12 protein-coding genes are annotated in these 12692 nt (G+C 67.5%); 7 read left to right on the top strand and 5 right to left on the bottom strand.

Annotation, left to right across the window (positions count from 1 at the left end):
• Nucleotides 1-75 precede the first annotated feature (75 nt).
• Nucleotides 76-408: an ArsR/SmtB family transcription factor gene (locus ROP_RS13755; protein ID WP_012689975.1), complete on the top strand. Its 333-nt coding sequence runs from the start codon at nucleotides 76-78 to the stop codon at nucleotides 406-408.
• On the top strand, nucleotides 405-893 hold the full coding sequence (locus ROP_RS13750) for an SRPBCC family protein (RefSeq protein WP_012689974.1): 489 nt from the start codon (nucleotides 405-407) through the stop codon (nucleotides 891-893). The genes ROP_RS13755 and ROP_RS13750 overlap by 4 nt, the downstream gene beginning before the upstream one ends.
• A gap of 7 nt (nucleotides 894-900) precedes the next feature.
• On the opposite strand, the gene ROP_RS13745 is transcribed toward ROP_RS13750, so the two are convergent.
• The 4 genes from ROP_RS13745 to ROP_RS13730 all read right to left on the bottom strand — a co-directional run bounded on the left by ROP_RS13745 (nucleotide 901) and on the right by ROP_RS13730 (nucleotide 5578).
• Nucleotides 901-2070, bottom strand: coding sequence for an NADH:flavin oxidoreductase (locus ROP_RS13745; RefSeq protein ID WP_012689973.1), 1170 nt, complete (start codon nucleotides 2068-2070; stop codon nucleotides 901-903).
• Between the two features lie 135 nt (nucleotides 2071-2205).
• Nucleotides 2206-3627, bottom strand: a complete 1422-nt coding sequence (locus ROP_RS13740; RefSeq protein WP_043824727.1) for an amino acid permease — start codon at nucleotides 3625-3627, stop codon at nucleotides 2206-2208.
• A gap of 16 nt (nucleotides 3628-3643) precedes the next feature.
• Nucleotides 3644-4870: a Glu/Leu/Phe/Val dehydrogenase dimerization domain-containing protein gene (locus ROP_RS13735; RefSeq protein WP_012689971.1), complete on the bottom strand. Its 1227-nt coding sequence runs from the start codon at nucleotides 4868-4870 to the stop codon at nucleotides 3644-3646.
• A 180-nt stretch (nucleotides 4871-5050) separates the two neighbouring features.
• Nucleotides 5051-5578, bottom strand: coding sequence for an Lrp/AsnC family transcriptional regulator (locus ROP_RS13730; protein ID WP_012689970.1), 528 nt, complete (start codon nucleotides 5576-5578; stop codon nucleotides 5051-5053).
• Nucleotides 5579-5757: 179 nt separating this feature from the next.
• On the opposite strand from ROP_RS13730, the gene hppD reads away from it, so the two are divergent.
• The 3 genes from hppD to ROP_RS13715 all read left to right on the top strand — a co-directional run bounded on the left by hppD (nucleotide 5758) and on the right by ROP_RS13715 (nucleotide 10966).
• Nucleotides 5758-6963 carry a 4-hydroxyphenylpyruvate dioxygenase gene (gene hppD, locus ROP_RS13725; RefSeq protein WP_012689969.1) on the top strand — a complete coding sequence of 402 codons (1206 nt, stop codon included), beginning with the start codon at nucleotides 5758-5760 and terminating at the stop codon, nucleotides 6961-6963.
• A gap of 62 nt (nucleotides 6964-7025) precedes the next feature.
• Nucleotides 7026-8576: an FAD-dependent oxidoreductase gene (locus ROP_RS13720; protein WP_012689968.1), complete on the top strand. Its 1551-nt coding sequence runs from the start codon at nucleotides 7026-7028 to the stop codon at nucleotides 8574-8576.
• A 14-nt stretch (nucleotides 8577-8590) separates the two neighbouring features.
• Entirely contained in the window at nucleotides 8591-10966 is a 2376-nt protein-coding gene (locus tag ROP_RS13715; protein ID WP_012689967.1) for an FdhF/YdeP family oxidoreductase, read from the top strand.
• 107 nt (nucleotides 10967-11073) lie between these two features.
• On the opposite strand, the gene ROP_RS13710 is transcribed toward ROP_RS13715, so the two are convergent.
• Entirely contained in the window at nucleotides 11074-11841 is a 768-nt protein-coding gene (locus ROP_RS13710) for a hypothetical protein (protein WP_043824725.1), read from the bottom strand.
• Between the two features lie 131 nt (nucleotides 11842-11972).
• Here ROP_RS13710 and ROP_RS13705 point away from each other — a divergent pair, with 131 nt between their 5' ends.
• Entirely contained in the window at nucleotides 11973-12218 is a 246-nt protein-coding gene (locus ROP_RS13705; protein ID WP_012689965.1) for a sigma factor-like helix-turn-helix DNA-binding protein, read from the top strand.
• A 122-nt stretch (nucleotides 12219-12340) separates the two neighbouring features.
• On the top strand, nucleotides 12341-12649 hold the full coding sequence (locus ROP_RS13700) for an antibiotic biosynthesis monooxygenase family protein (RefSeq protein ID WP_012689964.1): 309 nt from the start codon (nucleotides 12341-12343) through the stop codon (nucleotides 12647-12649).
• The last annotated feature ends 43 nt before the right edge of the window (nucleotides 12650-12692 follow it).

The raw sequence follows: 12692 nt of genomic DNA, 5'->3' as shown, positions 1-12692 counted from the left end.
ACCGGCTCCGAGATGCCGTGGGTGTGAAGTCGAAAACCGTTGACGGAGTCGTGGGCGCATGCAACACTGAACTAGATGGTTCAGCATTCCGCATTCGACGCCACGTTCGCTGCGCTGGCAGACCCCACCCGGCGTGGGATTCTCGACCGGCTCGGCGAAGGCGCGTGCACGATCAGCGACCTCGCCGAACTCTTCGAGATGACGCTCACCGGCATCAAGAAACATGTGCGGCTGCTCGAAGGGGCGGGGATGGTCGTGACCGAGAAACGGGGCCGGGTGCGGTACTGCATGTTGGGGTCCAATTCCCTCGAGCATGAGGTGGCCTGGATCCGTGACTATCAGCGGTCGCTCGACGGGCGGCTGAATCGTCTGGACGAATTCCTCAATCGAACGGAAGGCACGTCATGAGCACCTCGCAGAGTCCCACGACCGCCACCCTCTCGACGCCCACGGACCGGGAAATCCACGTCGAACGCGTCTTCAACGCCCCGCGCGACCGGGTGTGGGCGGCGTTCACGAAACCGGAACTGTTGGCGCAGTGGTGGGGTCGCGGCAACCGCCTCGACGTCGAGCGCTGGGAATTCGAGCGCGGCGGGCACTGGCGCGTCGTCGAACACGCGGACGGCGACTCCCACGGATTCGAGGGGCGCTTCCGGGAGATCACCCCGGAGGAGCGTCTGGTGTACACCTTCGAGTGGGACGGCATGCCCGGCCACGTCATCATCGAGAACAACACGTACACCGACCTCGGGGACGGGCGCACCCAGCTGTCCGTGGTCAGCCAGTTCCACACCCCGGAAGAGCGCGACGGCATGCTGCAGTCCGGCATGGAAGGCGGCATGAACGAGAGCTACGGGGCGCTGGATGCCGTTCTGGCGCAGACCAGCTGGTAGCCGCCGACTATTCGACGAGCACGCAGCGCGCGCCGCTGAAGATGGTGGGCATGCATTTGTTGCAGTGGATGCACAGTGACTGGGTGCGGGGTTCGGACCGGATGCGGTTCACCAGGTCGGGTTCGCGCAGTAGTGCCCGGGCCATGGCGACGAATTCGAAGCCCTCGGCCATGGCGGTGTCCATGCCCGCCCGGTCGGTGACGCCGCCGAGCAGGACGAGCGGCAACGTCACCGCCGCACGGATCTGGCGGGCGTGCTCGAGCATGAACAGGTCGCGGTAGGGGTAGGTGTGGATCATCGACTTCCCGACCAGTTGGACGCCGAGGCGAACTGGCTGCGGCATGGCGGCCGCGAACTCCCGTACCGGTGCGTCACCCTTGAACAGATACATCGGGTTGAGAAGTGAACTGCCCATGGTGAGTTCGAGGGCATCGACGCTGCCGTCGCGCTCGAGCAGCCGGGCCACCTGGATGGCCTCGTCGAGCCAGAAGCCGCCGGGCACGCCGTCGTCCATGTTGAGTTTGGCGAGGATCGCGACCCGGCCGCCGACGGCGTCGCGCACGGTCCGGGCGACGTCGCGCACCACCCGGGCCCGGTTCTCCAGTGATCCGCCGTAGGAATCGGTGCGGCGGTTCAGCTTCGGGCTGAGAAACGCACTGGCGAAGTAGTTGTGGCCGAAGTGGATCTCGACGGCGTCGAAACCGGACTCGACCGCGATCCGCGCCGCGGTGCCGTGGGCGGTGGTGATCCTGGCGATGTCGGCGGCCGTGGCGCTGCGGATCATCCGCATGCTCAACGGGTTGAACGACCGGGACGGTGCGAGCGCGGGCAGTCCGGTGGACTTCTCGTTCGCGACGGGTCCGGCGTGACCGAGCTGCGCACTCGCGGCGGCACCCTCGGCGTGGATGGCGTCGGTGAGCCTGCGCAGCCCGGGCACCGCGTCGGGGCGCATCCACAACTGCCCGCGTTCGGTGCGACCCTCGGGTGCCACGGCGCAATAGGCCACCGTCGACATCCCCACACCACCCGCAGCGGGTCGGCGGTGGAACTCGATCAGTTCGTCCGTGACGAGTGCGTCGGGCGTGCGCCCCTCGAACGTGGCGGATTTGATGATCCGGTTGCGCAACGTGAGGGGACCCAGGGTGGCCGGAGCGAAAACGTCTGGTGGTGTGGTCATTCCCGGCCCCTTCGTTCTGTGCGGTCGACGGTAGGGCAGCAGGTCATGCGACGATCGGAAAGTGTCCGCTGAGCGGGAGACCGCGCTGTCTCACGGACGACCCCTCGACGTCCGTGAGACCGCGGCGGCGTCCGGTCAGCCGACGGTCTCGGGTGTCTTCTCCGGTGTGCCGTCGGCGGCCGCGGCGCGCTGCCGACGCCCGAGCACCCAGCAGGCCAGGGTGATCGCGCAGGTGAACGTGAGCGTCGCGAACAGCTGGTTGCGTGCGGCGTCGTCGAACAACGCCAGCACCGCGACCGCGGCGAGCAGCGCGAGGGCAACATACGACAGATACGGGAAGCACCACATTTTCAGTGGCAGATCCGTTCGCCCCGACTTCTCGGCGCGCCGCCGCAACACGATCTGCGACACCGTGACGAACGTCCACAACACCAGGATCGTCGACCCGACCGCGTTGAGCAGCAGCGGGAGAACGCGATCGGGGGCCAGGTAGTTGAGGACGACGGTGACGAACCCGAACGCCACCGACGCCAGCACCGCCACCCGGGGAACGCCGTTGCCCGACACCCGGCCGAACACCTTCGCGGCCGCGCCGCGCTCGGACAGCGAGTAGATCATCCGGGAACCACTGAACAGCATGGCGTTCAGCGACGACAGCAGTGCGATGACCACGACGACCGTCATCACGGCGCCGGCGCCGGGCACGTGCGCGGCGTTGAGGACCGCGACGAACGGGCCCGTCGCGAGTTCGTCCGCGGTCCACGGCAGCACCGTCACCATGATCAGGACCGAACCGACGTAGAACACCAGGATCCGCCACACGATGGACCGCACCGCCCGGCTCACGTTGCGCTTGGGCTCCGACGTCTCGGCGGCGGCGATCGCCATCACCTCGGTGCCACCGAACGCGAACACGACGATCAGCAGGCCGGCCGCGATGCCGGTGACACCGTTGGGGGCGAACCCGCCGTGGCCGGTGAGATTCGACAGTCCGGGTGCGTCGAAGCTCGGGATCCAGCCCAGGATCATCGCGCAGCCGACCGCCAGGAACGCGACGATGGCGACGATCTTCAGTGCGGCGAACCAGAATTCGAACTCACCGAAGCGGGAGACACCCGCCAGGTTCACCGCGGTCAGCACGCTCATGTACGCCAGGGCCGCCACCCATTGGGGAACGGCGGGTATCGACGCGGCGGTGATCGCGGCCGCCGCGGTCGCTTCTGCGGCCACGACGATGACGACTTGCACCCAGTAGAGCCAGCCGATGGTCCGGCCGGCGATCGGGCCCATCGCGTTCTCGGCGTGGACGGAGAACGCGCCGCTGTCGGGGTCGGCGGCCACCATCTCGCCCATCATCCGCATCACGAGGACGACGAGGAATCCGGCGATGAGGAAGGAGACGAGCACGGCGGGCCCGGCGACGGCGATGCCCGCGCCGGAGCCGACGAACAGTCCGGCGCCGATCGCGCCGCCCAGACTCATCATCACCAACTGGCGCGGTTTCATCGCCTGCTGAAGGCGCGTGGTGGAGGCCGGTGGGTCGTGCACTGTGTTCATGGGTTCTCCCGGTCCGTCAGACGAGCTGATCGAGTGCGATCTCGAACGCGGTACCGGCGATTCCGGTCGGTTGCGGGGAACGGGCGAAGCAGCGCTCGAGCGCCGTCGCGATCGTGGCGGAGACGTCACCGAAGATCGCCTCGTCCGACACCTCGACGTCACCCTCCATCAGCAGCGCGAACGCGCGGGCCATGCCGCAGTTGGCGATGAAGTCGGGGACGACGGCGACGCTCTTGTCGGCGTACTCGTAGGTGGGGCCGTAGAAGATCTCGTCGTCCGCGAACGGCACGTTGGCGCCGCTCGCCACCACCTCGAGGCCGCCGGCGATCAGCCTGTCGACCTGCTCGCGGGTCACCAGACGTGAAGCGGCGCAGGGCAGGAACACCTCGGCGCCGGAACTCCAGATCGTCTCGTTGATCTCCTCGAACGGCACCGTGCCGGAGGCGCGCAGTTCGTTGCCCTCCTTCGCGAGGAACAGTGCGCGGATCTGCTCGAAGTCGTAGCCGTCGGTGTTCGACAGCCCGCCGTTGCGGTCGAGGATGCCGACGATCCGGGCACCGGACTGCGCGAGGTAGTACGCGGCGGCGGCGCCGACGTTGCCCCAGCCCTGCATGATCACCCGCTTGCCGGCCAGGTCGCCGCCGTAGACCCGGTAGTAGTGCCGCACCGATTCGGCGACACCCCAGCCGGTGATCAGATCGGACACCGTGTACTTCGCCTGCGGATCGGGGGTGAACCGCGCATCCTCGACGACCTTCGCGACGCCGAGTCGCAGCTGCCCGACCCGCTGCACCCGCTCCCGATCGCTGGCCGCGAAGTGCCCGTTGACGACGCCTTCCTGCGGATGCCACAGCCCGTAGCTCTCGGTGATCGGCACGACCTCGGCCATCTCGTCGACGTTCAGGTCGCCGCCGGTGCCGTAGTACGACTTGAGCAGCGGGGTCACGGTCTTGAACCAGCGTCGCAGCACCTCGTCCTTGCGTGGATCGGTCGGGTCGAAGTCGATGCCCGACTTCGCGCCGCCGATCGCCGGACCCGAGACGGTGAACTTCACTTCCATGGTCTTCGCGAGCGACTCCACCTCGCGGCGGTCGAGGCCGCGGCGCATCCGGGTTCCGCCGCCGGCCGCGCCGCCGCGCAGCGAGTTGATCACCGTCCACCCGCGTGCGGAGGTCTCCGTGTCGTGCCACTCGAAGACGATCTCGGGGGCCTTCTCTTCGAATCGGGTGAGCAGATTCTTCATCGCTTCTCTCGGTTTCTCGGCTGCCGGGATGGTGCTTCCCGCTGTTACGGCGATCACTGTGGTGGGCGCCACTCGTGCGTCGCAACCGAGCGGCCGACAGGTAGTCGCGGTGAACACCACCGAGAAAGAAGTTCCGGAATCTTCTATTCAGTTTGTGCAGCAGAACCGGTGATCGTGGTGCTAATCCGGATCCGCGGTCGCTGTGCGGTAGGCCGGAGCCTTCGCCGAGCGCGGTCGGTCCAGCGTCCGCAGCAGGGGCATCGACCGGTAGGGGACGATCACCGACAGCACCATCACGCTGGTGGATCGGGCGACGACGCTCGACTTGTTCAGATCGATCAGGGTCTGCTGCAGCCCGAGGTGCGAGCCGGCGGCGATGCGGCACAGGATGTCGCCGGAACCGGTGGTCGCGAAGGCCTCGAGCACCCCGGGGATCGATTCGAGTTCCGAAGTCACGGAGTCGAGTGCGCCCTGCGCTGTCTCCAGCGTGACGAAGGCCTGCACGTCGAACCCGGCGGCGGCGAGGTCGAGGCGCGGCTCGTATCCGGCGATCACGCCCGACTCCTCGAGTTTGCGCACCCGCGCCTGGACGGTGGCCCGCGCGACCTTGAGTCGGCGGGACAGTTCGAGTACGCCCGCCTTCGGGTCGTCGTGCATGGCGTCGAGGAGGGCGAAATCGAGTTCGTCCAACTGCACAGCGTCCTTCATGGCAGGGCCTCTCCGAAGCGATTCAACTAGTCCGACTGTATATGAAATGCCCCTCGCAGGTCGTCGAAGGTGGCACTGCGGCTAGCTGCTGCTGGCTCGGTTGCCTATGTGGGCGACGTGGGTTTTCGTAGTGACCCAGGCAACAGCCACACTCCGTCCCTCGAACCAGGAAGACAGCGATGACGATCGAGCAGACCCTCACCGACAAGGAACGCCTGGCAGGTCTCGACCTCGGCCAGCTCGAGCAACTGGTCGGGCTCGTCGAATACGACGGCACCCGCGACCCGTTCCCGGTCAGCGGCTGGGACGCCGTCGTCTGGGTGGTCGGCAACGCCACCCAGACCGCCCACTACTTCCAGTCCGCGTTCGGGATGACCCTCGTCGCCTACTCCGGGCCCACCACCGGCAACCGCGACCACCACAGCTTCGTCCTCGAATCCGGCGCCGTCCGCTTCGTCATCCAGGGCGCCGTCGACCCCCAGAGCCCGCTGATCGAGCACCACCGCGCCCACGGCGACGGCGTCGTCGACATCGCGTTGTCGGTGCCCGACGTCGACAAGTGCATCGCCCACGCCCGCGCCCAGGGCGCCGTCGTCCTCGACGAACCCCACGACATGACCGACGAGCACGGCACCGTCCGGCTCGCCGCGATCGCCACCTACGGCGACACCCGGCACACCCTCGTCGACCGCACCCACTACACCGGCCCCTACCTGCCCGGCTACATCGCACGCACCTCCACGCACACCAAGCGCGACGGCGCCCCCAAACGCCTGTTCCAGGCCCTCGACCACGTCGTCGGCAACGTCGAACTCGGCCGGATGGACCACTGGGTCGACTTCTACAACCGGGTCATGGGCTTTACGAACATGGCCGAGTTCGTCGGCGAGGACATCGCCACCGACTACTCCGCACTGATGTCCAAGGTCGTCTCCAACGGCAACCACCGGGTGAAGTTCCCGCTCAATGAACCCGCGATCGCGAAGAAGCGTTCGCAGATCGACGAGTACCTGGACTTCTACCAAGGTCCCGGCGCGCAGCACCTGGCGCTGGCCACCAACGACATCCTCACCGCCGTGGACCGGCTCACCGCCGAGGGCGTCGAATTCCTGGCCACCCCCGACTCCTACTACCAGGACCCGGAACTGCGGGCGCGGATCGGTAACGTCCGCGCCCCGATCGAGGAGTTGCAGAAACGCGGCATCCTCGTCGACCGCGACGAGGACGGCTACCTGCTGCAGATCTTCACCAAACCCCTCGTCGACCGGCCCACCGTGTTCTTCGAACTCATCGAACGCCACGGCTCCCTCGGCTTCGGCATCGGCAACTTCAAGGCCCTCTTCGAAGCCATCGAACGCGAACAGGCCGCCCGCGGAAACTTCTGAGCGAGAGCCGATGTGCGACGACTTTCCCGCGGGATCGGTGCCGTCGCGAATACGATGACGCCATGAGCCCTACCGAGGCAGTGGTGGCCGGGGCCGGGCCGACCGGTCTCACGCTCGCTCTGGAACTGGCGCGGCGTGGCGTCGAAGTGCGGATCCTCGACAAGTCGCCCGAGCCGTTCCCGGGTTCGCGCGGAAAGGGGTTGACCGCGCGCAGCCAGGAGGTGATGGACGATCTCGGCATCGTCGACGAGATCGTCGACGCCGGATTCCGTCACCTTCCCAGCCGGGTCGCGGTGCGCGGGCAGGTGGTGAGCGACGGCGACCCGCACGCGGACCTGAGCCCCACGCCCGATCGGCCCTACGACAGCGGTCTGATGATCCCGCAGTGGCAGACCGAGCGGATTCTGCGAGAAAGGCTCTCGGAGTTCGGAATCGACGTGGAGCGTGGCGTCGAGGTCGTCGGATTCGAGCAGACCACCGACAAGGTGACGGTCCGGCTCGCCGGCGGCGGGACCATCATGGCGCGCTACCTCGTCGGCTGCGACGGCGGGCGCAGCGCGGTGCGCAAGGCGCTCGGAGTGTCGTTCGAGGGCACGGGCGGCATCGAGGGCATGCTCCTCGGCGATGTGGCCGTCGACGGTCTGGTTCCCGATCGCTGGTACCAGTGGACGCACCCGGAGAAGGGATTCGTCGCGTTGTGCCCGTTCCGCGGAATCAATTCCTGGCAGTTCCAGGGAGTGCCGTTCGCGGACTTCGACGAGGAGGGCAACCTGCCCGCGCCGTCGCTGGAGTACTTCCAGCGGGTTCTGGACGACGTCGCCTGCGATCCCGGGGTGCGACTGTCCGAACCGACGTGGCTGTCCACCTGGCATGTGAACGTGCGCATGGTGGACCGCTTCCGCGACGGTCGGGTGTTCCTCGCCGGGGACGCCGCACACGTTCACCCGCCGGCCGGTGGGCTCGGGATGAACACCGGAATCCAGGACGCCTACAACCTCGGCTGGAAACTCGCGCTGGTCCTGGCCGGGTCGGCGGATCCGTCGCTTCTCGACACGTATCAGGAGGAGCGGTTGCCGCTCGCGCGCTGGACGCTCGGGGTGAGCAGCGAGGGGCTGCAGAAGGTGGCCGCGAGCCTCGGTCGGGAAGATTCGCAGGGCCTGGGGGTCGCGGTCACCGAGGACGGCCAGCAACTCGGTTTCGGCTATCAGTGGAGTTCGCTGTCGAGGGACGGGGACGTGACGACGGGCGTCCGCGCGGGGGACCGCGCACCCGACGCGCCGTGCCTGAGCCCGGACGGCACCCCGCTGCGGCTGTTCGACGTCTTCCGCGGCACGCACTTCACCATTCTCGGGTTCGGCGGCGGGTCCCGGCACACCCTGCAGATCCTGGCCGAGGACGCACCCGACGACGTGAAATACGTGGTGGTGGGCGATTCCCGCGGGCCCGGCATCGACGTCGTCGACGACCGCGGCCTCGCGCGCAGCGCGTACGGGGCACATGGTGGCACGCTGGTGGTGGTACGCCCCGACGGTTACGTGGCACTCACCGCCGCGGCCACCGCCACCGACGACGTCCTCGACTATCTCGGTCGTCTGGTGGGGAGATCGTCGTGACGGAAGGCTGAACGATGCGGCACCAGGACGAGGAACGCGACTACGACGAGGCCGACCTCCACGTCGAACCCCCGAAGGACCACGCGGCCGGGCCGACCGCGGTCGCGGTGTCGATGAAACGCGCGCTCGAGCACATGGGTGTGGTCCGGACGGCTGAGACGCTGCTGCGGCTGAACCAGGCCGAGGGATTCGACTGCATGAGCTGCGCGTGGCCCGATCCCGACCCGGGTCACCGTCATGCCGCGGAGTTCTGCGAGAACGGCGCCAAGGCCGTGGCGGAAGAGGCGACGCGGGACCGGGCGACACCCGAATTCTTCGCCCGGCACAGCATCGCCGACCTCGACTGCCACAGCGAGCACTGGCTCGGGCAGCAGGGTCGGATCACCCACCCGATGGTGAAACGGCCCGGCGGCACCCACTACGAACCCATCGACTGGGACGAGGCGTTCGCGCTGATCGGCGACCAGCTGAACGCCCTGGACAGTCCGGACGAGGCGATCTTCTACACGTCCGGCCGGGCGTCGAACGAGGCCGCGTTCGCGTACCAGTTGTTCGTCCGCGCTTTCGGGACCAACAACCTGCCCGACTGTTCCAACATGTGCCACGAATCGACCAGCATCGCGCTGCAGGAGTCGATCGGCATCGGCAAGGCCAGCGTCACGATGGACGACGTCTATCATGCGAAACTGATTGTCCTGCAAGGTCAGAATCCGGGCACCAATCATCCGCGGATGTTGTCGGCACTGGAGAAGGCCAAGCAGAACGGCGCGAAGATCCTGTCGATCAATCCACTGCGCGAGGCGGGTCTGGTCAACTTCAAGAATCCGCAGACGCCCCGCGGCATGGTCGGTCCGGGTACCGACCTGTCCGACCTGCATCTGCCGATCGCGCTCAACGGCGACCTCGCGCTGCTGCAGGCGTTCGGCTCCCTGCTCGTCGGATGGGACGCCCTCGACCACGAGTTCATCGAACAGCACACCATCGGGTTCGAGCTGTGGAAGCAGCACGTCACCGACATCGACTGGGACGTCGTCACCCGCACGACCGGACTGTCGCGGGAACAGATCACCGACGCGGCCCGGCTCCTGCGCGATTCCGACGCCACCGTGTTCTGTTGGGCGATGGGGCTCACCCAGCACCACAACTCGGTGGCGATCATCAAGGAAGTCACCAATCTCGCACTCGCCCAGGGAAACATCGGGAAGCCCGGTGCCGGGCTCTTCCCGGTGCGCGGACATTCGAACGTGCAGGGCGACCGCACGATGGGCATCTGGGAGCGTCCGCCGCGGCATTTCCTCGACGCCCTCGCGAAGGAATTCGACTTCGACCCTCCCCGCGAGAACGGCTATGACACCGTCGATTCCATCCGGGCGATGCGTGATGACAAGGCGCATTTCTTCCTCGGGCTCGGCGGGAACTTCGTCCAGGCGGCCCCGGACACCGACGTCACCGCCGCCGCGCTGCGCAGGACCCGGATGACCGTCCACATCTCCACGAAGATCAACCGCTCGCATCTCGTGTGCGGCGACACAGCCCTCATCCTGCCGACCCGCGGGCGCACCGAGCAGGACGTCCAGGCCGGCGGTCCCCAGTTCATCTCGGTCGAGGACTCGACGTGTTCCGTTCACGCGTCCCGGGGACCGCTGAAACCGGCCAGTCCGCATCTCGATTCGGAGGTGGGCATCGTCACCCGCATCGCCGAGGCCACGATCGGCGACCGGTACGGCATCGAGTGGAAGAAGATGCGGGACGACTACGCGAACATCCGCCTGCACATCTCGCGGGTCGTTCCCGGCTGCGAGGGGTACGAGGTGAATGTCCGGCGGCCCGGCGGGTTCGTGCTGCCGCACCCGCCGCGCGATTCCCGGACGTTTCCCACCCACTCCGGCCGGGCCGAATTCGCGGTGTCCCCGATCGAGGTGCTGCAGGTGCCGCCGGGGCACGTGATCCTGCAGACGATCCGCAGCCACGACCAGTTCAACACCACGATCTACGGGCTCAGCGACCGCTACCGCGGGATCGAGGGCGGACGCCGCGTGATCTTCCTGCACCACGACGACATCGCGGCCCTCGGATTCGACGACGGCGACATGGTCGACCTCTTCACCCACTGGGCCGAGGACGACCGGGTCCGCTGCGCCCACGACTTCCGGATCGTCGAATACGACATCCCCCGCGGGTCGGCCGCCGCCTACTACCCGGAGACCAACCCGCTCGTTCCCCTCGACTCCACGGCGGCGGGCAGCAACTGTCCCACCTCGAAGTCCGTCGTCGTGTCCCTCGAACACGCCGGCCGGTACAACGCCGACTGCCCGCCGGGATCGAGTCAGGACGAGGTCGGCGCGGACTGGGCCCACAAGTCGCACCCCCAGCCGAAGCACCTCTCCTGACGTGAGTGGCAAAGTGTGCCCCGGCACGCTTTGCCACTCACCTGCGCAGGTGAGTGGGAATGTGTGCGGGGGTGCGCATCGGCGCTCACGTCACCGGGCGGGGCTGCTCAGCCTCTGTCCCGGTCGCGCAGATAGTCGGCCAGCGGGGCGTGCCGCTGTATCCGTGACACCGCGATCCGCCGCGCCATCACCCACATGATCGCGGAGATGAGCACGGCGAGAACGACACACAGCGCGAAGTCGGCGGTGCCGATCCGGGAGTGCACGTCCGCCGGACGCACGAGGTGCCACAGCACGGCTGGGACGATGAAGATCGCCAGCGAGAACGCCGGGAACACGCCGTACGGGACCACCAGCAGGATCAGCCACCGGACCACGACGGTGCGCCACCGGGCACGGTGGTCCCACCGCCACCCCAGGGAACGCTGGTGGTACGGGAAGAACACCCCGACCAGACTCGTCCCGGCCAGCGCGCCGAACGGGCACAACGCCACCGCGACCACCACCACCGCGGTGTACAACCAGTCCTGCTCGACGAAACCCACGAGGATCGCGATGGTCGCGCACAGCGGGGCGATCAGCATCCACAACGCCACGGCCTTGGCTCCCAGTAACGCGCCCAGCGTGTCGCGGTCGTCGAGTGCGGCGAGAACACGCTCACGATCCGGTGCCAGCACATTGGTGGCGGTGACGTCGGCGTACATCCAGCCGGCGAGGGCCAGGGCGAAACCCGACGGTCCGGTCCACTCGAACAACCAGTTCCGAGGCAGGAGAAACCAGGCACCGATCATCAGGACGGCGTTGAACGCCACGGTCGCGAGCGTGTCTGCCGGGTTGCGCCAGATCCTGATCCACTCCGCACGAAGAGCGGCCATGCCGTTCAGCGTAAAGCGTCGGGCAGGCTCGAGGAGTCGGTCGGCAGGATCCCGGACCATCGGGACGCCGGTCCCTTCCCCCTGGGACACCGGGTCGGACACAGTGGTGCGATCCGAGAGAAAGGCCGGTCGTGACCATCGACGACGAGGAGACAGCCGGGTCGGCGACTCTGATGGACACCCTCCCCGCCCGCCACCGGACGGTCCTGCGACTCCGAATAGTGCACCGACTACCGGTCGTCGAGGTGGCGCGTCTCCTCGGCACGAACGTCGAGGCCGTCCTCCTCCTCCAGCACGCGGCCCTCGACCTCCTCAGGCGGCAGCTCGCCGCGGGTGCGGTGTTAGACGGCGACAATCCGGCGAACCGGCGGTACTGATCGCTGGCGGCGGGATCCTGCGGTGCAGCCTCTTACAGGTCGTCTCGACCGCGTGCCGCCGCATTCGTGGAGTTTGCCGCCCCACGGGTCCATTCTGAGAAGGGCCGGAAAGGAGAGCCAGAATGATGACAATCATCACGAGAGTTGTGCTTCGCGAGGAGGGCGCCGAGCAATGGGACCGCGCAATGCATGAGCGGGTTGCTGTGGCGCGCGACAAGCCAGGCTGGGTATCGGCGCAGCTTCTGAAAGGAGTCGATCAGCCACTCGAACGGGCCATTGTCGGCGTCTGGGAAACGAGAGAAGACTGGTCGGCCTGGCATCATGACGAAGCCTTCCGCTCGACTCGTGAAGAGCTCGCGGGACTTGAAGCCGGCCAGATGGATTCCACGTGGTTCGAGGTGGTCCAGAACACTGCGACCGAAGAAGGCTGATCGGGCTGTCGGCAGCCACCGGCTGGAATGGAGCACGTGTGGT

Origin of the sequence: Rhodococcus opacus B4 (genome assembly GCF_000010805.1) — a bacterium.
Classification (GTDB): domain Bacteria; phylum Actinomycetota; class Actinomycetes; order Mycobacteriales; family Mycobacteriaceae; genus Rhodococcus_F; species Rhodococcus_F opacus_C.
Note: the sequence above shows the minus strand (reverse complement) of the source record. Positions and strands in the feature narration are given on the sequence as shown.